17 protein-coding genes are annotated in these 23,228 nt (G+C 69.7%); 4 read left to right on the plus strand and 13 right to left on the minus strand.

From position 1 onward, the window contains the following. Positions 1-74: 74 nt before the first annotated feature. Positions 75-692, plus strand: a complete 618-nt coding sequence (locus AB0E88_RS15975; protein WP_361630230.1) for a GNAT family N-acetyltransferase — start codon at positions 75-77, stop codon at positions 690-692. A 63-nt stretch (positions 693-755) separates the two neighbouring features. On the opposite strand, the gene trxA is transcribed toward AB0E88_RS15975, so the two are convergent. The 7 genes from trxA to AB0E88_RS16010 all read right to left on the minus strand — a co-directional run bounded on the left by trxA (position 756) and on the right by AB0E88_RS16010 (position 10,559). Continuing rightward, entirely contained in the window at positions 756-1,082 is a 327-nt protein-coding gene (trxA, locus tag AB0E88_RS15980) for a thioredoxin (protein ID WP_361630233.1), read from the minus strand. Positions 1,083-1,126: 44 nt separating this feature from the next. Next, complete coding sequence (gene trxB / locus AB0E88_RS15985) at positions 1,127-2,098, minus strand: thioredoxin-disulfide reductase (RefSeq protein ID WP_361630236.1); 972 nt, start codon at positions 2,096-2,098, stop codon at positions 1,127-1,129. Between the two features lie 126 nt (positions 2,099-2,224). Further along, positions 2,225-3,133, minus strand: a complete 909-nt coding sequence (locus tag AB0E88_RS15990) for a zf-HC2 domain-containing protein (RefSeq protein ID WP_361630239.1) — start codon at positions 3,131-3,133, stop codon at positions 2,225-2,227. Further along, the gene (gene sigM / locus AB0E88_RS15995) at positions 3,130-3,900 is read right to left on the minus strand and encodes an RNA polymerase sigma factor SigM (protein ID WP_361630242.1); all 771 of its coding nucleotides are present in this window, start codon (positions 3,898-3,900) and stop codon (positions 3,130-3,132) included. The genes AB0E88_RS15990 and sigM overlap by 4 nt, the downstream gene beginning before the upstream one ends. A gap of 26 nt (positions 3,901-3,926) precedes the next feature. Beyond that, positions 3,927-5,648 (minus strand): protein kinase family protein, encoded by a 1,722-nt coding sequence (locus tag AB0E88_RS16000; RefSeq protein ID WP_361630245.1) that lies wholly within the window; start codon positions 5,646-5,648, stop codon positions 3,927-3,929. Between the two features lie 145 nt (positions 5,649-5,793). Continuing rightward, a complete protein-coding gene (murJ, locus tag AB0E88_RS16005; RefSeq protein ID WP_361630248.1) occupies positions 5,794-8,109 on the minus strand; it encodes a murein biosynthesis integral membrane protein MurJ in 2,316 nt (771 codons plus the stop codon). Positions 8,110-8,153: 44 nt separating this feature from the next. Then, positions 8,154-10,559 (minus strand): DUF6049 family protein, encoded by a 2,406-nt coding sequence (locus AB0E88_RS16010; RefSeq protein ID WP_361630251.1) that lies wholly within the window; start codon positions 10,557-10,559, stop codon positions 8,154-8,156. 281 nt (positions 10,560-10,840) lie between these two features. On the opposite strand from AB0E88_RS16010, the gene AB0E88_RS16015 reads away from it, so the two are divergent. Then, a complete protein-coding gene (locus tag AB0E88_RS16015) occupies positions 10,841-12,283 on the plus strand; it encodes a CCA tRNA nucleotidyltransferase (protein WP_361630254.1) in 1,443 nt (480 codons plus the stop codon). A 99-nt stretch (positions 12,284-12,382) separates the two neighbouring features. On the opposite strand, the gene AB0E88_RS16020 is transcribed toward AB0E88_RS16015, so the two are convergent. The 4 genes from AB0E88_RS16020 to AB0E88_RS16035 form a co-directional block, all read right to left on the minus strand. Beyond that, positions 12,383-12,898, minus strand: a complete 516-nt coding sequence (locus tag AB0E88_RS16020; protein WP_361630257.1) for a hypothetical protein — start codon at positions 12,896-12,898, stop codon at positions 12,383-12,385. Positions 12,899-13,015: 117 nt separating this feature from the next. After that, positions 13,016-14,278: an MFS transporter gene (locus AB0E88_RS16025; protein WP_361630260.1), complete on the minus strand. Its 1,263-nt coding sequence runs from the start codon at positions 14,276-14,278 to the stop codon at positions 13,016-13,018. An 87-nt stretch (positions 14,279-14,365) separates the two neighbouring features. Further along, the gene (locus AB0E88_RS16030; protein ID WP_361630263.1) at positions 14,366-15,448 is read right to left on the minus strand and encodes an inositol-3-phosphate synthase; all 1,083 of its coding nucleotides are present in this window, start codon (positions 15,446-15,448) and stop codon (positions 14,366-14,368) included. Between the two features lie 44 nt (positions 15,449-15,492). After that, positions 15,493-16,170 carry a PadR family transcriptional regulator gene (locus AB0E88_RS16035; RefSeq protein WP_361630266.1) on the minus strand — a complete coding sequence of 226 codons (678 nt, stop codon included), beginning with the start codon at positions 16,168-16,170 and terminating at the stop codon, positions 15,493-15,495. 385 nt (positions 16,171-16,555) lie between these two features. Between AB0E88_RS16035 and AB0E88_RS16040 the strand changes: the two genes are divergently transcribed. Further along, a complete protein-coding gene (locus AB0E88_RS16040; protein ID WP_361630269.1) occupies positions 16,556-19,258 on the plus strand; it encodes a transglycosylase domain-containing protein in 2,703 nt (900 codons plus the stop codon). A gap of 130 nt (positions 19,259-19,388) precedes the next feature. After that, a complete protein-coding gene (locus tag AB0E88_RS16045) occupies positions 19,389-20,891 on the plus strand; it encodes a glycosyltransferase 87 family protein (protein WP_361630272.1) in 1,503 nt (500 codons plus the stop codon). Between the two features lie 79 nt (positions 20,892-20,970). Here AB0E88_RS16045 and AB0E88_RS16050 read toward each other — a convergent pair whose 3' ends face one another. Both AB0E88_RS16050 and femX read right to left on the minus strand, forming a co-directional pair. Next, a complete protein-coding gene (locus tag AB0E88_RS16050; protein WP_361630275.1) occupies positions 20,971-22,002 on the minus strand; it encodes an alanine racemase in 1,032 nt (343 codons plus the stop codon). 87 nt (positions 22,003-22,089) lie between these two features. Then, positions 22,090-23,211 (minus strand): peptidoglycan bridge formation glycyltransferase FemX, encoded by a 1,122-nt coding sequence (gene femX, locus AB0E88_RS16055; protein WP_361630278.1) that lies wholly within the window; start codon positions 23,209-23,211, stop codon positions 22,090-22,092. Between the last annotated feature and the right edge of the window lie 17 nt (positions 23,212-23,228).

The raw sequence follows: 23,228 nt of genomic DNA on the forward strand, positions 1-23,228 counted from the left end.
AGCCTGCTCAGGGAACGGAGTGCTCTGACAGCCGCCCGAGGTTCGGCGGGCGAAGAAAGCGAGGAACAGCCTTCATGGGGCGTCGGCTCGTACCGCTCACGCTGGACAACCTTCAGGACCTTCCCAAGCGTTGTCGTTCGTGTGTCTTCTGGGAGCTCGATCCCGTCAGTGGCGAAGCCGCGGTAAAGGCCGGCACACCGGCTCTGGAGAAGGAAGCCTGGATCTCCGCGGTCCTGCTCGACTGGGGCTCCTGCGGCCGTGTCGTCTATGTGGACGACAAGCCGGTGGGCTATGTGCTCTACGCGCCGCCCGCGTACGTTCCCCGCTCGACGGCTTTCCCCACCAGCCCGGTCTCACCAGACGCCGTACAGCTGATCACCGCATTCATCCTGCCGGGGTACCAGGGGCAGGGGCTCGGCCGGGTGATGGTCCAGACGGTCGCCAAGGATCTGCTGCGGCGCGGCTTCAAGGCCATCGAGGCGTTCGGGGACGCCCGCTGGAAGGAACCGGCCTGCATGCTCCCCGCCGACCATCTGCTGGCCGTGGGCTTCAAGACGGTCCGCCAGCATCCGGCGCATCCGCGTCTCCGGCTGGAGCTGCGCTCCACGCTGTCGTGGAAAGAGGACGTGGAGCTGGCGCTGGACAGGCTGCTGGGCGCGGTGCAGAAGGAGCCGGTGCTGCGACCGCTGTGATCCTCCGGAACATGCAAGAGGCCGGCCCGTGAGGGCCGGCCTCTTGATGTTTCACGTGAAACGTCAGCCGATGAAGTCCTCGAGGTCGCGCACGATGGCGGCCTTCGGCTTGGCGCCGACGATGGTCTTGGCGACCTCGCCGTTCTGGTAGACGTTCAGCGTCGGGATGGACATCACGCCGTACTTGGCGGCCGTCGCCGGGTTCTCGTCGATGTTGAGCTTGACGACCTCGATCTTGTCGCCGTACTCGGCCGCGATCGCCGCGAGGGACGGAGCGATCTGGCGGCACGGACCGCACCAGGCGGCCCAGAAGTCCACCAGGACAGGCTTGTCGCTCTTGAGGACGTCCTGCTCGAAGGAGTCGTCGGTCACGTTCTTCAGGTCGGCCACGGCGGGCTCTCCTTAATCCGTTGAGGCGTGGGGCGGAAGGGGGATCAGACGGAGGTCTTCTCGGGCTCGGCCTGCTGCTCGTTGTCGGCGAGGGCAGCGAGGAAGCGCTCGGCGTCCAGGGCGGCGGAGCAGCCGGTGCCGGCCGCGGTGATCGCCTGGCGGTAGGTGTGGTCGACCACGTCACCGGCGCCGAAGACACCAGTGAGGTTCGTCCGCGTGGAGGGCGCGGCGACCTTGAGGTAACCCTCCTCGTCCAGGTCCAGCTGGCCCTTGAACAGCTCGGTGCGCGGGTCGTGGCCGATCGCGATGAACAGACCGGTCACCGGCAGGTCCGAGAACTCACCGGTCTTGAGGTTACGCAGCTTCAGACCGGACAGCTTCTGCTCGCCCTGGATCTCGGCCACCTCGCTGTCCCAGACGAACTTGATCTTCGGGTCGGCGAAGGCACGCTCCTGCATGGCCTTGGAGGCACGCAGGGTGTCGCGGCGGTGGACGATGGTCACGGACTTGGCGAACCGCGAGAGGAAGGTGGCCTCCTCCATCGCGGTGTCACCGCCGCCGATCACGGCGATGTCCTGGTCCTTGAAGAAGAAGCCGTCGCAGGTGGCGCACCAGGAGACACCGCGGCCGGAGAGCGCGTCCTCGTTCGGCAGCCCGAGCTTGCGGTGCTGCGAGCCGGTGGTGACGATGACGGCCTTGGCCTTGTGGACGGTGCCCGCGGTGTCCGTGACGGTCTTGATCTCACCGGTGAGGTCGACGGAGACGATGTCGTCCGGGATCAGCTCGGCACCGAAGCGCTCGGCCTGGGCGCGCATGTTGTCCATGAGCTCGGGACCCATGATGCCGTCGCGGAAGCCCGGGAAGTTCTCCACCTCGGTGGTGTTCATCAGGGCACCGCCCGCGGTCACGGCGCCCTCGAACACCAGGGGCTTCAGCGACGCGCGCGCGGTGTACAGCGCCGCCGTGTAGCCGGCGGGCCCGGAGCCGATGATGATCACGTTACGGACGTCGCTCACGGCTTGATTCCTCGTCTCTGGACTGCGTCGTACGGCCGGTGGAGCCCCGTTCAGACTCTCACCCCACCCAACGGATCCTAAGGGGCGTGCATTCCCGCCGTGTCCGTGCACACGGGCGGGCTGTCCTCAGGGACGGGTGTACGAGTTCTGGAGCAGAACCTTGGCGGGGCCGGCCGAGGGATGAGTGACGCAGGTGGCGTCCATGAGATACGCGTCGACCCGGTTCACATCGGAGGCGTCGGGCACGACCACGAGCAGAGCGTCCTTGCCCTGGAAGGTACCGGTCTCGGTGCCCAGGGCGGCCTCGTCGCGGCCCAGGCCCTTGCGGACACACGCGGGGACGGTGGGCTGGGAGCGGAAGACCTTGGGCTGCTCGGTGCCGGTCCTGGAGTCGGCGCCGAAGCTGTGGGGCGTGCGCGAGCCGTCGGCGGCCTTCTGCTGGGCGAGCAGGCGGTCGACCTGCTGTCCCAGCTTGGCCTCGGAGAAGGTGTCCGCGGCGGTGGACCGGTGCTGCTGTGCCGTCGTTCCTGAGGTGCCGCCTGTCAGAGAGGACACCAGGAGGGCTCCGAGCCCGACCGCGGCGGCCGCACAGGCGGCGCCGATGAAAGCGACCGTACGGCGGCTGCGGCGCGTGCGGTGCTTGCGGCCGGGCCCGGTGGTGGCCGTGCGGGCGTGACCGGCAGGGCGATCGGAGACGGTCGTTGTTTCACGTGAAACATGAGCGTCGTCCTCGCCGACCGAGGAAGGGGCCGCCTCCTCGGAGCGCTCGTCCGGGGTGGTGGCGCTCAGCAGGGCTTCGGCGGCGAGTGCGGCGTCGATGCGGCCCGCGACATCGGCCGGCATCCGCGGCGGGCCCGGCAGGGTGCCGAGCAGCCCGCGGATCTCCTCCAGCGAGGCGTACACGTCCGCGCACAGCTCACAGGACTCCAGATGCCGCCGGACGTCCGTGGTCCGCGCCGGCGGGAGCAGTCCCTCGGCGAGGTCGGAGATCTCGGCGACATCCGGGTGCCCGGCCATGTCCGTCGTGGATGTCACGCTCGCCCACCTCCGCCCTTCACAGCAGCTGAGTCGCTCGGTCCTGCTTCGTCGGACCCCGGGTCGCCAGACCCCGGGTCGTCGGACCCCTGGTCGTCGGACCCCTGGTCGTGGGGTTCCGCTGCCGGTGGGACGGATGTCCCGTGCACCCGGTTCCGTCCCGCGTCCGGTTTTCCGCTGTCGGAGGTGTTCTCGGGCCGAAGATGCGTGAGCAGCGGAACCAGTCTGGCTCTGCCGCGGGCGCAGCGGCTCTTCACCGTCCCCGTCGGTACATCGAGGACGCGGGCGGCCTCGGCGACGGGGTAGCCCTGCATGTCGACCAGGACCAGGGCGGCCCGCTGGTCGGCCGGGAGGGTGCCGAGCGCCTCCAGGAGCTGACGGTGCAGGTCATTGCGTTCCGCGGGGGCCGAGGCGGACTCGTGCGGTTCGAGCAGCTGCTCCAGCCGCTCGGTGTCGTCGACCGGCGAGGTCTTGCGGGAGGCCGCCTTGCGGGCGCGGTCGAGGCAGGCGTTCACGGTGATCCGGTGCAGCCACGTCGTGACCGCCGACTGTCCGCGGAAGGTGTGGGCGGCCCGGTAGGCGGACACGAGGGCGTCCTGCACCGCGTCGGCGGCCTCCTCACGGTCCCCGAGCGTCCGCAGGGCCACGGCCCACAGCCGGTCCCGGTGCCGCCGCACGAGCTCACCGAAGGCGTCGGGGTCTCCCTGGACGTGGCAGTCGAGCAGCTCCTGATCGCTCACACCGTCGTATCCACTGCCGTCCGCCATCCGACCCCCTCCCCCTCGGTGAGATGTCAGCCCTTGAACGTCACATCGGTGATGGCCTGCTTCCAGCCCGCGCTGCTGTAGCCGTCCGAGGGCGCGTTCGGCACTGCGGTGATCCACAGCAGGACGTACTGCGTCTTCACCCTCTTCGACGCCTTCACCGTGAGCGAGGTGCCGCTCGTGGTGGCCTTGCCGATCTCCTTCATACCGTCGACCGACGTGGACGGCGTCAGTGAGTCCGTGGCGTACAGGTGCACGGTGGTGTGGTCGCCCGGGTACCGGAGCGCTATCGACGCGGACTGGACGTCCTGCTCCGTGCCCAGGTCGTAGACGATGCCCACGCCCGGCTTGTACGGAGCGAGGACCGGTCCCTCGTTGTAGCGCTTGGTGCGCCAGTACGAGGAGCTGTCCCCGTCGTAGGTCTTGTCCACGTCGCCGGGGGCCTGGGGGGAGCCCTCCGCCACGTACTCCTCGGCGTGCTTGATGGCGATCGGCTTGACCGGTCGGGTCTGCTCGTCGCCCTTGCCGTTGCCGTCCGTGGTCTGTGTCTGGTCGGTCTGGTCGGACGAGCCGCCGCGGTCCATCAGGGCGTCCGCGAGCTGCCAGCTGCCGAGGCCCAGCGCGGCGATCAGCAGGGCGGACACCGCCCACTTCAGCGCCTTGCCGGTACGGCTCTGCAGCGGGGGCGGCGGGGTGGGCACCGGCTGCGTCACACCGGGGTGCGGCGAGGGGCGGCCGTAGGCGCCCTGCTGGTACGTGGTGCGCTGGTACTCGGGCGGCGCGGTGAACGCGGGCTCCGGAGGACGGATGCGGGGCATCTCGCCGATCGCCTTGACCAGCTCCTCCGGCGTGGTGCAGGGAGCCTCGTGCCGGGAGGCGGTGGCGCCGTCGTTGGCGAGGGCACGCATGGCGAGCTCGGACAGGCCGCGGTGGACGCCGGCCCGCACCTGGTCGGGCGGGATGAGACCGAGGTCCTTGGGCAGCCCGGACAGGCCGTAGGCGTCGTTCTCGTACGGCCAGCGCTGGGTGAGCGCCGCGTACAGCAGAGCGCCGATCGCCTCGGTGTCGGTGCGCTGCGGGGTGTCGGAGCTGATCCCGCGCAGCGCGGCGTTGACGGCCAGGCCGCGGATGCGCCACTGACCGGTGGAGGTGCGCAGGACGGCGTTGGGGTTCAGACGCAGATGGGCGAGGCCCTCGCGGTGGGCGGCGGCCATGGCGGCAGCGATCTGAGTGACCATCTGGTAGGCGTCGTGCGGCTCCAGTGGGCCGCCGGACAGCAGCGTGGTCAGTTCGGTGGCGTCGGGCAGCCACTCGTGGACGACGTAGACGAGGTCGTTCTCCTCGACGGCGTCCAGGACCTGCACGAAGCGGGGGTCACCGAGCAGCGCGGAGGAGCGGGCCGCCGCCAGCACGGAGCGGGCCCGCGCGTGATCGGCCGGCAGGACGTGGATGCCGACGGCGCGGCGCAGCTTCTCGTCGACCGCGCGCCAACTGCTGAATCCGTCCAGACGGGTGACGCATTCCTCGAGTCGGTAGCGTCTGGCCAGTTTGTGACCGCTGTGCAGCTCGGGCGGTGAGACCTTCCCGGGACGTTCCGCCGTCCCGCCACTCCCCTGTGCCTCGTCGATGTCCGTGTCCCGCTCCCGGTTCTGGGCCACCCCGTCGGCCGTGGACTGGTCCGCCTGTGCGGTCAGCGACTCGTCGTCGCTGTTGTCTGCCACGTCGACGGCAGCCGTGCTCCGTTCCGCCACCGTCGTTCCTGCCTCCCCATCTTTTGCGCGCCGTGCGACGACGAGCGCGCCGTCCGACGCCGTGACCAATTGTGCCCACAGTCCGCCGCTGTGCACGACACACGGTGGCGTCCGTTGGTTGTACGCCTCGTGCGCCTACCCCCTCTCAGCGGCCCAGTCGTCCGCGCACCATACCGACGAGCGAGTTCAGTTCCTCGATGCGCATACGGCGGGCGGCCGCGTAGAAGACGCCGAGGAGGACGATTCCGCCGGCCAGCAGGGCCGCGAAGGAGCCGGCCACGCCCTGGCCGAGCACGTGCCCGATGCCGTAGCAGGCGGCGCCACTGAGCGCGGCGGCCGGGACAGAGGCGATGCACAGCCGCGCGTAGGTGCGCAGGACCTGGGCTCCGTCGAGGTCCCCGCCGAGGCGCTTGCGGAGCCGGGACCAGGCGACACCGACACCGATGGCGTAGGCCAAGCCGTACGCGGCGGCCATGCCGACCACCGCCCAGCGGGCCGGCAGCAGGAAGTAGCACAGCGCCGAGGCACCCGCGTTGACCGCCGCCACGATGACCGTGTTGTAGAAGGGCGTGCGGGTGTCCTCGTAGGCGTAGAAGGCGCGCAGGACGACGTACTGCACGGAGTACGGGATCAAGCCGAGGCCGAAGGCCATCAGCATGTAGCCCATGTTGGTGGCCTCGCTGGTGCCCGACGAGCCGAAGATCAGCGTGCACATCGGGATGCCCAGGGCGAGGAACCCGAAGGCGATGGGCACGATCGCGACGGCCGTGGTGCGCAGGCCCTGCGAGATGTCGTCCCGGACGGCGCCGGTGTCGTCCTCGGCCGCCGAGCGCGAGATGCGCGGCAGCAGGGCGGCCATCAGCGACACCGTGATGATGGCCTGCGGCAGGCCCCAGATCAGCTGGGCGTTGGCGTAGGCGGCGAAGCCGGTGCCGTCGACCGGGGAGGCCTTGCCGGCCGACGTGGACAGCTGGGAGACGACCAGCGCGCCGGCCTGGTTGGCGAGAACGAAGAGGAAGGTCCACTTGGCGAGGGTGACGGCCTTGCCCAGGCCGTGACCGCGCCAGTCGAAGCGCAGCCGCAGCCGGAACCCGGTCTCCCGCAGGTAGGGGATCATCGCCAGCGCCTGCACGACCAGGCCGAGCAGAACGCCCACACCGAGCAGCCGCTGGCCCTCCGGCGGGATGTTGGTGACCTTCATGCCGGAGTGCTCGGCGGTGCCGTAGACCCAGATGAACATGGCCAGCGTCACGATGATGACGATGTTGTTCAGGACCGGCGTCCACATCATCGCGCCGAACTTGCCGCGCGCGTTCAGGATCTGGCCCATCACGACGTGGATGCCCATGAAGAAGATCGAGGGCAGGAAGTAGCGCACGAAGGTGATGCCGACCTCGTTGGAGGCGGGGTCGGAGGCGACCGAGTCCGACAGCACCCGGATCAGCAGGGGCGCCGCGAAGACCGCCGCGACCGTGAGCAGGCCGAGCGCCACCATGACCAGGGTCAGCAGCCGGTTGGCGTAGGACTCGCCGCCGTCCTCGTCCTCCTTCATCGAGCGCACCAGCTGCGGCACGAAGACGGAGTTCAGACCGCCGCCGACGGTCAGGATGTAGATCATCGTCGGCAGCTGGTAGGCGACCTGGAAGGTGTCACCGAGGACACCGATGCCCAGCGCGGACGCGATCAGCGCGGAGCGGACGAAGCCGGTCAGGCGGGAGACCATCGTGCCCGCCGCCATCACGGCGCTCGACTTCAGCAGACCGGCGGCACGGCCGCCCTTCTTCGACGGCGCGGCGGGGACGGCCGCCGGAGCCTCCACGTCGGCCGAGGCGTCCGCGGCGACGGGCTGCGCGGCAGGGGTGGCGCCCAGGTGGAGCGTCTGCTCGGCGCTGGGGGCGGGTGGCGCCTGGTGCGGGCCCGCCGGTCCCTGGGCGGTGCCCGGCGCGGCCGCCGGGCCCGGGACCGACGGCTGCTGCTCGTAGGACGGGTGCCCGGCGCTCTGCTGCTGGTCGCGGAAGAGGTGGGCGAAGGCGTCCGGCTCGTGGCGCCCCTCGCCGGCCTGGCTGACCAGGTCGTCCACGCCGACGTACTGGGTGGTGCGGGGATCGTCGCCGAACGGCAGGTACTGCGTCGGGCCGTCCGGCTCCGGCGCGGGCGTCTGCGCCCACACGTGCGGGTCCGGGGCGTACGGCGACTGCTGCGGCTGCGCGTACAGCTGCTGCGGCGGCGGGAAGGTGCCCGGCGGGGGCGGCGGGTGCGCGGCCCGGTCGTAGAGCGCCTCGGCGACCGGGTCCTGCGCGGAGAGATCCTGCCCGCGGTAGGGGTCCTGGTCGTAGGCGTCCTGGAGGTACATGTCCGCGGGGTGCTGCGGCGGTACCGGGCCGTTCTCCGGCGGCGGGCCCTCGGGGTGGCCCGAGCCGCCCACGGCCTGGCCGCGGTCACCGTCGTACGGCGCGTTCATGGTTACCCCACCTCATCGTCCCGGGCCCACCGGCCACGACATCCTCAACGGTCCACTCTCTCACCCGTCCCGGACGGGTCGGGGTTTTCCGCTGCGGTGTCCGGTGTCGGGTCACTCGGCTGCGTGCCGTCTGCCCCCGGCTGGGGGGCGGACTCCTGCGTGAGACGGTCCTGGGGGCTGTCCGGGTTCGCCTCGGCGGCCGCCGTCTCGCCGGGCTCGCCGGCGGCGTCGCCGTCGCGCTCGGGACCGGTGTCCTCGGCGGCACGGGCCGCGGCCCGCTTGCGCTGCGTGTACATCCGGAAGCCTGCCAGGACGAGCAGCAGGACGCCGCCACCGATGACCAGCATCACCGTGGCGGTGATCTCGGTGACCTTCACGTCGAAGTAGACGGGGGAGCCGTACTTGCGGCCGTCCTCCGTGAACAGCTGGGCGATCACCGTGGTCTGGCCGTTGACGTTCGCGGACGTGGTGAACTTCACCGTCTGGCTGTGTCCGCCCGCGACCGTGACCGGCTGCTCGTCGAAGGCCCCGCCGCCGATCTTGAGGCGGGTGGGGTTGGTGGAGGTCAGGCGCAGCACCAGGTGGTCGGAGCCCTGCAACAGGTTGTTCTGTACGGACACCGGGATGGTGGCGCTGCGCCCGGACAGCTTGGTGTCGGACTTGTCGACCAGCTTCACCTGGTGGGCGAGCGTGTCCAGGTAGTCCTCCACGCCCCGGCGGAACGCCCGTGCCTGACCGGCCTGGCCGCGCCACGACGTGGCCATCTCGCGGTTCATGGCCCGCCCGAAGGGGGTCACGACCCGGGACGGGTCGGTGAGGATCACCTGGAAGTTGTCGAGCTTGTCCTGCGTGGCCGCGATCTGTGCGAAGGCCGACCGCGGCAGCTCCTGCCGGCGCAGGGACCACGGGTACGCCGACCCCGAGGGGATGGTCGTGGTGGCGTCCGGGTCGGGCTTGGCCTTCGCGGCCGCCGTCAGCTGCTGCGGCTGCGACCACGTGCTGCCCTGGAGCGCCGCCACGGCTTCCGCCATCGCCTGCGCCTGGCTCGCGGTCGGCATCCGCTGCGGGGCGACCACGATGCTGCGTTCCTTGTCGGACTGCTGGTTCAGCGCGAGGCTCTGCGCGAGGAACTCCTGCACCGCGAGCGAGGAGGCGGAGGCCGTGGTCAGGTCGCCCTGGAACTGCGTGGACAGCCGGGCGTCGGCGACGACCGCCGTGGTACCGCCGCCGACGGGGCGGGCGGCGGAGGGGGTGTAGGGCAGCCCGGCGGTCTCCCGGAAGCTGTCGCTGCGCGCGATGACCTTGTCGGCTCCCGCAGAGGTGGCGACCTTCATGATCGACGGGTCGACGGCACCGGCCACGGGCCAGGCGAAGTCGGTGGCCGGCGTGACGTGGAGCACGGTCTGCACCGTGAGCGTCGCGACGTCGGTGGCCGCCTTCAGCTGGCTGAGCGAGCCGGTCACACCGGTGCCGTTGTGGGCCAGGGAAGCCAGGTCCGGGTCGCCGAACGGCAGCGCGACGACCTCCTTGCCCGCCACCGCCTGCTGGAGCTCGGCGAGCCACTGCTTGGCGACGGCCTGGTTGCGGCCCGGGGTCGTGGTGCCGTCGGCGCCCCGGACCTTGTAGCTGCCCGTCATCGCGTCCACGGACGACAGCAGATCGGGGTCGATCACCCAGGTGACGTCGATGCTCCTGCCCAGGGCGACCATCTGCTGCAGGCGGCCGCCCGGGGCGATCTCCTTGGCCAGATCGTCGTTGAGGAAGACCGGCGTCTGCTGCTCGCCGGGGCTCGTCTCGGCCGTCATCCGCACCGATGACATCAGCGGCCACAGAACGGTCGTCTTCGTCTTGGTGTCGGCTTCGTCGGGCTGCCACGGCAGGAAGGTGCGCTGGATGCCCAGGACCTGTTCCCACGACTGCGCGGCCGTCTTGCCGGACAGCGAGACCCCGAGCTGGTAGACGCCGTCACTGCCGAGGTCCAGCTTGTCCACCGGTACGGAGATGCTGAAGTGCTCGGCGACGCCGGGGGTGAGCTTGGCGAACTTGGTGATGTACGTGCCGCCGATCTCCGAGCCGTCGGCGCCGGGCGTGTAGGCGCCGCGCTCGGCGGCGGCGTCGATCTCGGAGCGGGTGGACAGCTCCGGACCGACCCGCAGCCCCACATGGGCGTCGGTGACCGCCTGCCGGCCGTTGTTCGTCACCGTGCCGGAGACCGTCAGGGTGTCGCCGTCGGAGAGCGCGCTGGGGGTGAGCGATTCCACGGCCACGGACACCGAGCGCGAGCCCGAGGCGTCGGGCGCGGCAGGCGGTGCGGCCTGGGCGGACGGTGCGGCGGGCAGCTGCAGCGCGCCGGCCAGCAGGGGCACTCCCATGAGCAGGGCGGCGGTGCGCCGCAACCAGCGGCGGGCAGGTGAGGGACTGGTCCCCTGGATGTCTGCCGCCTCGGCCACGCGCTCGCCCGTCCCTCGTCGTCGTCAGTGGTCGTCGGAATGTGCGTCCACGCATGGTAACGATGCGCGCTGAGTGGAAGTGCCGCGGTCCGCGCCACAAGATCAGCGACCGCAAGATCAGCCAGGGCTCACGCGACCGTGACGGCGAGCGTACGGAGGGTGCCGTCGTCCCGGCGGCGCACCCGTGGCACAGATCACGACATGGATCCCTATAAGCATGGATCCGTATATAGAGGAGCGCTTCTCCGCGCGGCCCGCCGGTGCACGTACCCTGTTCTGTTGTGCCGAACGCCAACGAAGACACTCCCACTGCCCTGAGCCAGGCGCAGCAGCGCGCCGTGAGCGAACTGCTGCGGGTGGCCCCTGTCGCCGACGACCTCGCCCGCCGTTTCCAGCAGGCGGGCTTCTCGCTCGCCCTGGTCGGCGGCTCGGTGCGGGACGCGCTGCTCGGCCGGCTCGGTAACGACCTGGACTTCACGACTGACGCCCGGCCCGAGGACGTCCTGAAGATCGTGCGGCCCTGGGCGGACGCCGTCTGGGAGGTCGGGATCGCCTTCGGCACGGTGGGTGCGCAGAAGTCCGGCTACCAGATCGAGATCACCACCTATCGCTCCGAGGCCTACGACCGCACCTCCCGCAAGCCGGAGGTGTCCTACGGCGACTCCATCGAGGAGGATCTCGTCCGCCGTGACTTCACGGTGAACGCGATGGCCGTCGCGCTGCCGGAGAAGGAGTTCATCGACCCGCACGGTGGTCTGGTGGATCTGGCGGCGCGCGTCCTGCGCACCCCGGGCACCCCGGAGGCGTCGTTCTCCGACGACCCGCTGCGCATGATGCGGGCCGCGCGCTTCGCCGCCCAGCTCGACTTCGAGGTCGCGCCCGAGGTCGTGACGGCGATGACGGAGATGGCCGAGCGGATCGAGATCGTCTCCGCGGAGCGGGTACGGGACGAGCTGAACAAGCTCATCCTCTCCGCCCACCCGCGCAAGGGCCTGGCCCTGCTGGTGGACAGCGGGATCGCCGAGCGTGTCCTGCCCGAGCTGCCGGCGCTGCGGCTGGAGAGCGACGAGCACCACCGGCACAAGGACGTCTACGACCACACGCTGATCGTCCTGGAGCAGGCGATCGCGCTGGAGGAGGACGGCCCCGACCTGACGCTCCGGCTGGCCGCGCTGCTGCATGACATCGGCAAGCCGCGGACGCGCCGCTTCGAGAAGGACGGACGGGTCTCCTTCCACCATCACGAGGTGGTCGGCGCCAAGATGACCAAGAAGCGGCTGACGGCGCTGAAGTACTCCAACGAGCTGGTCAAGGATGTCTCCCGGCTGGTCGAGCTCCACCTGCGCTTCCACGGCTACGGCACCGGCGAGTGGACGGACTCCGCGGTGCGGCGTTACGTCCGTGACGCCGGCCCCCTCCTGAGCCGCCTTCACAAGCTGACCCGCTCCGACTGCACCACCCGCAACAAGCGCAAGGCGGCCGCGCTGTCCCGTGCCTACGACGGACTGGAGGAGCGCATCGCCCAGCTGCAGGAGCAGGAGGAGCTGGACGCGATCCGCCCGGACCTCGACGGCAACCAGATCATGGAGATCCTGGGCGTCGGCCCCGGCCCGGTGATCGGCCAGGCCTACCAGCACATGCTGGAACTCCGTCTGGAGCACGGTCCGATGGAGCACGACCAGGCAGTGGCCGCCCTCAAGGACTGGTGGTCCGAGCAGGGCTGAACGTACGAAACGGGGTCATGTTTCACGTGAAACATGACCCCGGGAACGTCGAAGGGGCGGTGTTTCACGTGAAACACCGCCCTTTGCGTCCGTGCCGCGTTACTTCTTGACCTCGTCGAGGCAGAGCACCACGTCGTGAGCGCCGCCCGACTGGACGTACCAGACCGGGGCGACGCCCTGGCACTTGTTCTCGTCGCTGGAGAACTCGAACTTCTTCACGACCTTGTACTGCGCGTCGGTCGAGGAGCAGTCGACTTCCTCGAGCTTCGCGTCGGTGTCCGTGCCCTTGTTGTGCATGCAGGCGCCGACCGACGTCGACTCGGCGTCGTTGCGGTTCATGAACCAGCTGATGCCGAAGACGCCGCCGAACTTCACCAGGGCGATGATGATCGCGACGATAACGCCGGAGATCACCTTCAGCACCTTCTTCCCGCCCTTCTTCGCCGGAGCGGCCGGAACCGGCGGCGGGACCGGGGCGCCGGGAGCGCCCTGGTTCGGGAACGGGGCGTAGGGAGCACCCTGCGGCGGGATGCCGGGCTGACCAGGCTGCTGACCCACGGGCGGGGGAGGCGTCTGGGCGTACGGGTTCTGGCCGTGGGGCGGCGGAGTGGTCACTTTGGGGGTCCCCCTCGAACGTGGGTGCGCAGGGCGCGAGATAAGACCCACGTAAATTACTGGGTCCTTGTGGCCACTTTGCTTTCCCGAGTTCACTCTGTGGCTCGGATGTGACACTTACCGGCGCCTAAAACGGGTCATAGCCAAGGCAACCGCCCCATAGACCAGGGACACGGTGACCACCAGCGGGACCGAGCGCCCGTCCGGCGGCAGCATCAGCGCGGCAACGCCGGCCGCGCCCACGAACGCGACGTTGAACAGCACGTCGTAGAGCGAGAAGATCCGGCCGCGGAAGGCGTCGTCGACCGTGGACTGCACCACGGTGTCGGTCGCGATCTTCGCGGCCTGGGTCACCAGCCCCAGCACGAACGCCGCGACCAGGACGGGCCCCTGAGCGAACGTCAGCCCCAGCGCCGGCACCAGCACCGCCGCGCAGGCCGAGCAGACCTGGATCCAGCGCACCGGACCGAGCTGGCCCACCGCGGACGGGGACACGACGGCCGCCGCGAAGAAACCCGCGCCCGAGACGCCGACGGCCAGCCCCAGCAGCGCCAGCCCCCGGTCCGGGTCGGAGCTCCACGCGTACCGGCACAGCATCAGCACGGTGACGGTCAGGGCGCCGTAGCAGAAGCGCATCAGCGTCACCGCCGTCAACGCCCAGGCGGCCTCACGGCGTTGCGGCGCGGCCAGATGGCGTGCGCCCGCCGCGAGCCCGCGTGCGGTGCCCTGGACCGCCCTGGTGAGCCGCGTCCGCACCAGCGCCCGGTCGGGGCCCAGCAGCCCCACGGCCAGGCGCAGGGAGGCGAGCGCGGAGCACAGGTACAGAGCGGCGGCCAGCAGGACCACCGCCGCGTCGGAGCCCGCGGCCAGCAGCCGCACGGCGAAGGCCAGTCCGCCGCCGGCGGTCGCCGCGAGGGTTCCGGCGGTCGGCGACAGGGAGTTGGCCATCACCAGTCGCTCGGCGTCGACCACACGCGGCAGGGCGGCGGACAGACCGGCGAGCACGAACCGGTTGACGGCGGTGACGCACAGCGCGGAGACGTAGAAGAGCCAGTCGGGGACGTGAGCGACCATCAGCGTGGCCGTCACGGCGGCCATCAGGGCGCGCAGCAGGTTGCCGTGGACGAGGACCTGCCGACGGCGCCAGCGGTCCAGCAGGACGCCGGCGAAGGGGCCGACCACGGAGTAGGGCAGCAGCAGGATCGCCATGGCGGAAGCGATCGCCGCGGGCGAGGTCTGCTTCTCCGGCGAGAACACGACGTAGGTGGCGAGGCCGACCTGGTAGACCCCGTCCGCGCCCTGGGAGAGCAGCCGTACCGTGAGCAGGCGCCCGAAGTCCCTGAAGCGGAGCAGAACGCGAAGATCACGGACGACGGCCATGCGGCACAGCCTCACACACGCAAGGGTCCCCGGGGCACAGTGCCCCAGGGACCCTTCCGGCCCTGGCAGGAGCTAGCGGCGCTCAGTTCAGCGCTCGACCTCGCCGCGGATGAACTTCTCGACGTTCTCGCGGGCGACGTCGTCGAAGTACTGCACCGGCGGGGACTTCATGAAGTAGGACGACGCCGACAGGATCGGGCCACCGATGCCGCGGTCCTTGGCGATCTTCGCGGCGCGCAGGGCGTCGATGATGACACCTGCGGAGTTCGGGGAGTCCCAGACCTCGAGCTTGTACTCCAGGTTCAGCGGGACGTCACCGAAGGCGCGGCCCTCGAGGCGGACGTAGGCCCACTTGCGGTCGTCGAGCCAGGCGACGTAGTCGGACGGGCCGATGTGGACGTTCTTCTCGCCGAGGTCCCGGTCGGGGATCTGGGAGGTGACGGCCTGCGTCTTGGAGATCTTCTTGGACTCCAGGCGCTCGCGCTCGAGCATGTTCTTGAAGTCCATGTTGCCGCCGACGTTCAGCTGCATCGTGCGGTCCAGGATGACGCCGCGGTCCTCGAACAGCTTCGCCATGACGCGGTGCGTGATGGTGGCGCCGACCTGGGACTTGATGTCGTCACCGACGATCGGCACGCCGGCCTCGGTGAACTTGTCCGCCCACTCCTTGGTACCGGCGATGAAGACCGGCAGGGCGTTGACGAAGGCGACCTTGGCGTCGATGGCGCACTGGGCGTAGAACTTCGCCGCGTCCTCGGAACCGACGGGCAGGTAGCAGACCAGGACGTCGACCTGCTTGTCCTTGAGGACCTGGACGACGTCGACGGGCTCGGCGTCCGACTCCTCGATGGTCTGGCGGTAGTACTTGCCGAGACCGTCGAGGGTGTGACCGCGCTGGACGGTGACACCGGTGGTGGGCACGTCGCAGATCTTGATGGTGTTGTTCTCGGAGGCGCCGATGGCGTCCGAGAGGTCGAGGCCGACCTTCTTGGCGTCGACGTCGAAGGCGGCGACGAACTCGACGTCCTTGACGTGGTAGTCGCCGAACTGGACGTGCATCAGGCCCGGCACCTTGGACGCCGGGTCGGCGTCCTTGTAGTACTCGACTCCCTGCACCAGCGAGGCGGCGCAGTTGCCCACGCCGACGATGGCTACGCGAACCGAACCCATTCCGGTTGCTCCCTGTGTGTACGAGTGAGGCCCGAGGTGGGCGCTCACGTGGCGGTGTCGTCGGGCGTATCCGTCCCGGGGGTGTCCCCGGTACGGGGCAGGCCGCCCGACGCTCCAGATGTCCTGTCCTGCTGAGCGGCCCCCCCGGCGGAACGCATGTCCCTTCCGGCCCGCTCGCTCTCGATGAGCTCGTTCAGCCAGCGCACTTCGCGCTCCACGGACTCCATTCCGTGGCGCTGGAGCTCGAGGGTGTAGTCGTCGAGGCGCTCCCGGGTGCGCGCGAGTGAGGCGCGCATCTTCTCCAGCCGCTCCTCCAGCCGGCTGCGGCGGCCTTCGAGGACGCGCATACGGACGTCGCGCGAGGTCTGCCCGAAGAAGGCGAAGCGAGCGGCGAAGGTCTCGTCCTCGTACGCGTCGGGCCCCGTCTGCGACAGGAGCTCCTCGAAGTGCTCCTTACCTTCCGCCGTCAACCGGTAGACGATCTTGGCGCGGCGCCCTGCGAGCGGAGCGGCCAGGGCGTCCTCGGTGCCCGGCCCCGTCTCCTCCGTCAACCAGCCGTTGGCGACCAGCGTCTTGAGGCAGGGGTAGAGCGTCCCGTAGCTGAACGCACGGAACACACCCAGTGACGTATTGAGTCGTTTGCGCAGCTCATAGCCGTGCATCGGAGATTCGCGGAGCAGGCCGAGTACGGCGAACTCGAGGATCCCGGAACGCCGGCTCATCGTCGCCTCCTCTCTGCCGCGACCCGTGTGACGGGTGCCGTTGACGGTCTTTATGTCGAGCTGATGTATCGACTCGATACATCACGACGATAGAACGACCTTCCGGGTGCGACAAGAGGAGCGACGGTGAACGGGATCACATCACTGATTCGTCACAACTGAGTTGCCTGATTTGGGGTGAACTTCGTGGCTCGGCAGGTTTTGACGGTGCGTAGTCTGTGCGCCATGCAGCCCACCGGGAACCGAGTGACGCCTGAGGGCGTCGTCGTCCTCGGTGCAGTACGGGTGAATGCGGAACCGACCACATCCGTACTTCGGGGGGACCGGAAACCAGCCGCCGTTTCCAGGCGCGCACGGGTGCGCCTGCCCTAGGAGTAATCGTTCGATGAGCGAGCACCGTCGCAAACCGCCACAGCCGCAGGGAGGCGGTCGTGCCGCGGGCCGACGCGGTACGTCCGGTTCGTCCTCCGGCCGCCGGGCGGCACCGCGAGGCGCCACCGGGTCTCCGTCCGACGCCTACGGGCCGGACGCCTACGGGTCGGAAGGCGAGGAGCGGCCCTACGGCGGCCGCGCCGAGGCCCGCAGAGCGGCGCAGAGGGGCGGAAGCCGGCGCCGAGCGGCCGATCCGGGCCGTGGCGGGCGCCGCCCCGCGCCCGCCGGCCCGGGGCGGGGCCGCGGGCGAGTGGCCGATCCCGGCAAGAAGCGGATCATCGACTACCCGCGCGCGGGCAAGTACGGCTGGCGTCGCTGGATGCCGTCCTGGAAGCTCGTCTCCGGTCTGTTCCTGTGCTTCCTCGGCAGCCTGGTCGCCGTGGCGGGCATCGGATACGCCATGGTGAGCGTCCCGGACCTGGCCAAGACGGCGACCTCGCAGAACAACGTCTACTACTGGGCCGACAAGAGCCAGATGGTCGCCACGGGCGGTGAGACCAACCGCCAGATCATCAACCTGGAGCAGATCCCCAAGGCGATGCAGTTCGCCGTGATCTCTCAGGAGAACAAGACCTTCTACACCGACAGCGGCATCGACCCCAAGGGCATCGCCCGGGCCGTGCTGAACATGGCGCGCGGCGGCGAGACGCAGGGTGGCTCCACCATCACCCAGCAGTACGTCAAGAACGCGATGCTCAACGACCAGTCGCAGACCCTGACGCGCAAGTTCAAGGAGATCTTCGTCTCGATCAAGGTAGGGGCCACCGTCAAGAAGGACGACATCATGGCCGGCTACCTGAACTCGGCCTACTACGGGCGCAACGCCTACGGCATCCAGGCGGCCGCGCGGGCCTACTTCAACAAGGACGCCGTCGACCTGAAGCCCGGCGAGTGCGCGTTCCTGGCGGCGATGCTCAAGGGCGCCACCTACTACGACCCGGCCGGTGCGACCTCGATCGACCCGGCGGCGACCGCCGACGCCAACAGGAAGCGTGCCTTCAACCAGATGCAGGACACGCTGAACAAGATGGTCGAGTACGGCCATCTCAGCGCCGCGGAACGCGACAAGTACCGGACCCTCCCCACGGTCCAGAACCCGCGCTCCAACACCCGGCTGAGCGGTCAGATCGGCTACCTCGTCGACCTCGCGAACAGCTACCTGGTCACGCACAGCGACGAGACCCACGTCGACCAGCAGAAGCTGCGTGAGGGCGGCCTGTCGATCTACACCACCTTCGACAAGAAGAAGATCCAGGAGCTCGAGGCCTCCGTCACCAGGGTGCAGAAGGCCAACATCAAGCCGAAGCTGCGCCCCGAGACCGACACCCACGTGCAGTTCGGCGGGGCCTCCGTCGACCCGGGCACCGGCGCCATCAAGGCGATCTACGGCGGTGAGGACGCGACCAAGCACTTCACCGACAACGCGGACGCCACCGGCGCCCAGGTGGGTTCGACGTTCAAGCCGTTCGTGCTGGCCGCGGCCATGCAGTGGGGCAAGCGCAACCCCGAGCTGGGGCCGGACCAGGCCCAGGACGAGCGCACCATCGTCTCGCCCAAGAGCCTGTACAACGCCAAGAACAAGCTGAAGATCAAGGACTACCAGGGCAACGTCTGGACGAACGAGAAGGGCGAGGAATGGCTCCAGACCAACGACGGCCAGAAGTCGTACGGTGACCCGCCCAAGTACCTCATCGACCTGCGCGAGGCCATGCGGGAGTCGGTGAACTCCCCCTTCGTCCAGCTCGGCATGGACGTCGGCCTGGACAAGGTCAAGCAGGCCGCCGTCGACGCGGGCCTCCTGGAGAGCAGCCTGGCCGGCACCAGCTACCCGTCCTTCTCCATCGGTACCTCCGACCCCAGTGCCATCCGTATGGCCGGGGCGTACGGCACCTTCGCCGCCAGCGGCAAGCAGCGCGACCCGTACTCGGTCGAGAAGGTCGTGAGCAAGGACGGCGTGACCTTCGAGCACAAGACCAAGACCAACCCGGCCTTCACCCCGAAGGTCGCGGACAACGTCACCGACGTGCTGAAGACCGTGGTCGACAAGGGCACCGGTACCGCCGCCAAGCTCCCCGGCCGCGACGTGGCCGGCAAGACGGGCACCACCGACGGCAACAAGTCCGCCTGGTTCGTGGGCTACACCCCGCAGCTGTCCACGGCGATCACCATGTTCCGGTACGACGACGACGCGTCCAACAAGAACCGGACCTTCCTCGAGATGTTCGGTACCGGTGGCCAGAAGAAGATCCACGGTGCCTCCTTCCCGGCGCAGATCTGGCACGACTACATGGCGGAGGCGCTGAAGGGCGAGCCGTCCGTGCCGTTCCCGGCACCCGAGCCCATCGGCGAGATCATCAACGAGCAGCCCTCGCCGTCGCCCACTCCGTCGGCGACCGCATCGGAGTCGGAGAGCCCGTCGCCGACACCGTCGCCCAGTCACAGCGCCCCGAGTCCGTCGCCGTCGACGAGTGAGTCCTGCAAGCCCTGGGACTGGACCTGTGACCCGTCCACCGGCGGTGCGACCGGCGGCGGCACCGACACCGGCGGCACGGACGGCGGTGCGTCGACCTCGCCGTCGCCCTCGGACAGCGCCGGAAACCCGCGGGGCAACCAGAACGGTGGCGGAGGTGGCCTCTTCGGAGGCCCGGCCGGATAGCCACCGACCACCCGAAGCGGGTGTTTCACGTGAAACATCCCGACGTTTCACGTGAAACAGGGGCCGCCGCACCGACTCAGGTGCGGCGGCCCTCGGCGTTTTCCCAGCCTCGTACGGCAGGATGTGCCCCATGCCCAGTGCAGAATCGACGCCGACGAGCGTGCACGAGCCGGACACCGTCCGGCCGACCCGGGACGACAAGATCGCCACGGCCGGCAGCGAGCTGATCGGCGGTCCCCTCGGACGGCGCGCCCTGACCGGGGCCTCGTGGTGGACGCCCGTCCGGATCGTCGCCCTGGTGGCGATCGGTATGTTCGCCCTCGGGCTGGTGCAGAAGGCGCCCTGCTACAACGGCGCCTGGTTCTTCGGAGCCAGCTCCCAGTACACGCACGCCTGCTACTCCGACATCCCGCACCTGTATCAGGGGCGCGGGTTCGCCGACGGGCTCGTGCCGTACTTCGACAAGCTGCCCGGGGACATGGACTACCTCGAGTACCCGGTGCTGACCGGCGTGTTCATGGAGGTGGCGGCCTGGCTGACGCCCGGCAGCGGCAGCATCCAGCACCAGGAGCAGTGGTACTGGATGGTCAACGCCGGGATGCTGATGGTCTGCGCGGCCGTCATCGCCGTCTGCGTCTCACGCACCCACGCCCGCCGGCCCTGGGACGGCCTGCTCGTCGCGCTGGCGCCCGCCTACCTCCTGACGGCCACCATCAACTGGGACCTGCTCGCCGTCGCCCTGACGGCCGCCGCGATGCTGATGTGGTCCCGTGGCCGCTCCGTGGCCTTCGGTGTCCTGCTGGGGCTCGCCACGGCCGCCAAGCTCTATCCGGTCTTTCTGCTGGGCCCGCTGCTGGTGCTGTGCTGGCGCGCGGGCAAGTGGCGCGACTTCGCCCAGGCGGTGGCCGGCGCGGCCGTGTCCTGGCTCGTGGTCAACCTGCCGGTGATGCTCTTCGCGTTCGAGGGCTGGTCGAAGTTCTACCGGTTCAGCCAGGAGCGGGGCGTCGACTTCGGCTCGTTCTGGCTGATCATGGCCCAGAACTCCAGCCATCCGCTGAGCACCGACACCGTCAACACGCTCGCCACAGCGCTGATGCTGCTGTGCTGCCTGGGCATCGCGGTGCTCACCTTCACCGCCCCGCGCCGCCCCCGGTTCGCCCAGCTGGCGTTCCTGATCGTCGCCGCGTTCATCGTCACGAACAAGGTCTACTCGCCGCAGTACGTCCTGTGGCTGGTGCCGCTGGCCGTGCTGGCCCGGCCCAAGTGGCGGGACTTCCTGATCTGGCAGGCGTGCGAGGTGGCGTACTTCCTCGGCATCTGGATGTACCTCGCGTACACCACCAGCGGAGACGCCCACAAGGGTCTGCCGACCGACGGCTACCACTGGGCGATCGGCGTGCACCTGCTGGGGACGCTGTACCTGTGCGCCGTCGTGGTGCGCGACATCCTCATGCCGGAGCGGGACGTGGTGCGCCGCGCCGGTGACGACGACCCGTCCGGCGGGGTCCTCGACGGCGCCGAGGACGTGTTCGTCCTGGGGCCCGCCGCCCATCCCCCGCGGCATGCCGCCCACTTCGACACCCCGGAGGTGGAGTGGGGCAACGGCCGCGACCCGGCCGGGGGTTCGCTCTGAGCGAACATCCCCTGGGGGCGTATGACAAAGGCCGTACACGGGTGCTCCCGTGTACGGCCTTCGGCGTTCGCCGTGCGGCTCAGCGGTCCATGAGCCGGTCGAACTGCGTCGTGGTGTGCCGCAGATGGGCCACCAGCTCGTCACCGACCTTCGGCTCCGCCGCGTCGGCGGGCACGAACAGGATGGACACCTGCATGTGCGGCGGCTCGGCGAACCAGCGCTGCTTGCCGTCCCAGACGAATGGAGAAAGGTTCCGGTTCACCGTGGCGAGCCCGGCGCGTGCGACGCCCTTGGCGCGCGGCATGACGCCGTGCATCGCCTTCGGGGCCTCCAGCCCCACCCCGTGCGAGGTACCCCCCGCCACGACGACGAGGAAGCCGTCGGAAGCCGCCTTCTGCTGCCGGTAGCCGAAGCGGTCGCCCTTGGACACGCGCGTGACGTCCAGGACCGCGCCGCGGTACTCGGTGGCCTCGTGGTCGCCCAGCCACAGCCGCGTGCCGATGCGGGCGCGGAACCGGGTCTGCGGGAACTGCTGCTGGAGCCGCTGGAGTTCGTCGGCCTTGAGGTGGCTGACGAACATCGTGTGCAGCGGCAGCCGGGCCGCACGCAGCCGGTCCATCCAGCCGATGACCTCCTCGACGGCGTCGGAGCCGTCGGTGCGGTCCAGCGGCAGGTGGATGGCGAAGCCCTCCAGCCGGACGTTCTCTATGGCGGCGTGCAGCTGCGGCAGGTCCTGCTCGCTGATGCCGTGCCGCTTCATCGAGGACATCACCTCGATGACCACCCGGGCGCCGACCAGGCCGTACACGCCGTCAATGGAGGAGACCGACCGCACCACCCGGTCGGGCAGCGGCACCGGCTCCTCGCCGCGCCGGTAGGGGGTCAGCACCAGCAGGTCACCGCTGAAGAAGTCCTTGATCCGGGCGGCCTCGTACGTCGTGCCGACGGCGAGCAGGTCCGCACCCAGGCGCGTGGCCTCCTCGGCCAGCCGCTCGTGACCAAAGCCGTAGCCGTTGCCCTTGCAGACCGGGACCAGCCCCGGGAACTGCTCCTGCACGTGCTTGTGGTGCGCCCGCCAGCGCGCGGTGTCGACGTAGAGCGTGAGCGCCATGGCCGGACCTGGAACCTTTCTCGTGGTTGCGGGGTGTCAGAGGTGTCGCAGCGGTCTGTCAGAGGTATCGAAGCACCGAACGGGACGTCAGCGGCGCGACATGTAGATGTCGAGCGCCTTGTGCAGCAGCTTGTTCAGCGGGAAGTCCCACTCGCCGAGGTACTCGGCGGCCTGGCCGCCGGTGCCGACCTTGAACTGGATCAGGCCGAAGAGGTGGTCGGACTCGTCCAGCGAGTCGGAGATGCCGCGCAGGTCGTAGACGGTCGCGCCGAGCGCGTAGGCGTCGCGCAGCATCCGCCACTGCATCGCGTTCGAGGGCCGCACCTCGCGGCCGATGTTGTCGGAGGCGCCGTAGGAGTACCAGACGTGGCCGCCGACGATCAGCATCGTGGCCGCCGCCAGGTTCACACCGTTGTGGCGGGCGAAGTACAGCCGCATACGGTTGGGGTCCTCGCTGTTGAGGGCCGACCACATGCGCTGGAAGTACGACAGCGGGCGCGGCCGGAAGTGGTCGCGCACGGCCGTGATCTCGTACAGCCGCTGCCACTCCTCGAGGTCGTGGTAGCCGCCCTGGACGACCTCGACACCGGCCTTCTCCGCCTTCTTGATGTTGCGGCGCCACAGCTGGTTGAAGTTCTTGTGGACCTCTTCCAGGGAACGGTTCGCCAGCGGCACCTGGAAGACGTAGCGGGGCTGGACGTCACCGAAGCCGGCGCCGCCGTCCTCGCCCTGCTGCCAGCCCATACGGCGCAGCTTGTCGGCCACCTCGAAGGCGCGCGGCTCGATGAAGTCGGCCTCCAGGTCGCGCAGGCGCTTGACGTCCTGGTCCTGGATGCCCTTCTTGATGGTGTCGGCGTTCCAGCGCCGGATGACCACCGGCGGGCCCATCTTCACCGAGAAGGCGCCCTGCTGCTTCAGGTGGGCGAGCATCGGCTCGATCCACTCCTGCAGGTTCGGCGCGAACCAGTTGATGACCGGGCCTTCGGGCAGATAGGCGAGGTAGCGCTTGATCTTCGGCAGCTGGCGGTAGAGCACCAGGCCCGCGCCGACCAGTTCACCGGTGCGGTCGTCGAACCAGCCGAGGCTCTCGGAGCGCCACTCCGCCTTCACGTCCGCCCACGCCGGGACCTGCATGTGACTCGCCGCCGGCAGGGTCTGGATGAAGGCCAGATGCTGCTCGCGACTGATGGTCCTCAGGGTCAGGGTCATTCGGGGCGCTCCTCGGG

The sequence above is a fragment of the Streptomyces sp. NPDC028635 genome (genome assembly GCF_040637635.1).
In the GTDB taxonomy this organism is placed as follows: Bacteria; Actinomycetota; Actinomycetes; order Streptomycetales; family Streptomycetaceae; genus Streptomyces.

Excerpts from the sequence above, each read along its gene's own strand:
- AB0E88_RS16035 (WP_361630266.1), bottom strand. The coding sequence starts at position 16,170 with ATGAGCCGGCGTTCCGGGATCCTCGAGTTCGCCGTACTCGGCCTGCTC.
- AB0E88_RS15975 (WP_361630230.1), top strand. The coding sequence starts at position 75 with ATGGGGCGTCGGCTCGTACCGCTCACGCTGGACAACCTTCAGGACCTT.
- sigM (WP_361630242.1), bottom strand. The coding sequence starts at position 3,900 with ATGGCGGACGGCAGTGGATACGACGGTGTGAGCGATCAGGAGCTGCTC.
- murJ (WP_361630248.1), bottom strand. The coding sequence starts at position 8,109 with ATGAACGCGCCGTACGACGGTGACCGCGGCCAGGCCGTGGGCGGCTCG.
- AB0E88_RS16045 (WP_361630272.1), top strand. The coding sequence starts at position 19,389 with ATGCCCAGTGCAGAATCGACGCCGACGAGCGTGCACGAGCCGGACACC.
- AB0E88_RS16030 (WP_361630263.1), bottom strand. The coding sequence starts at position 15,448 with ATGGGTTCGGTTCGCGTAGCCATCGTCGGCGTGGGCAACTGCGCCGCC.
- femX (WP_361630278.1), bottom strand. The coding sequence starts at position 23,211 with ATGACCCTGACCCTGAGGACCATCAGTCGCGAGCAGCATCTGGCCTTC.
- AB0E88_RS16050 (WP_361630275.1), bottom strand. The coding sequence starts at position 22,002 with ATGGCGCTCACGCTCTACGTCGACACCGCGCGCTGGCGGGCGCACCAC.
- AB0E88_RS16025 (WP_361630260.1), bottom strand. The coding sequence starts at position 14,278 with ATGGCCGTCGTCCGTGATCTTCGCGTTCTGCTCCGCTTCAGGGACTTC.
- AB0E88_RS16040 (WP_361630269.1), top strand. The coding sequence starts at position 16,556 with ATGAGCGAGCACCGTCGCAAACCGCCACAGCCGCAGGGAGGCGGTCGT.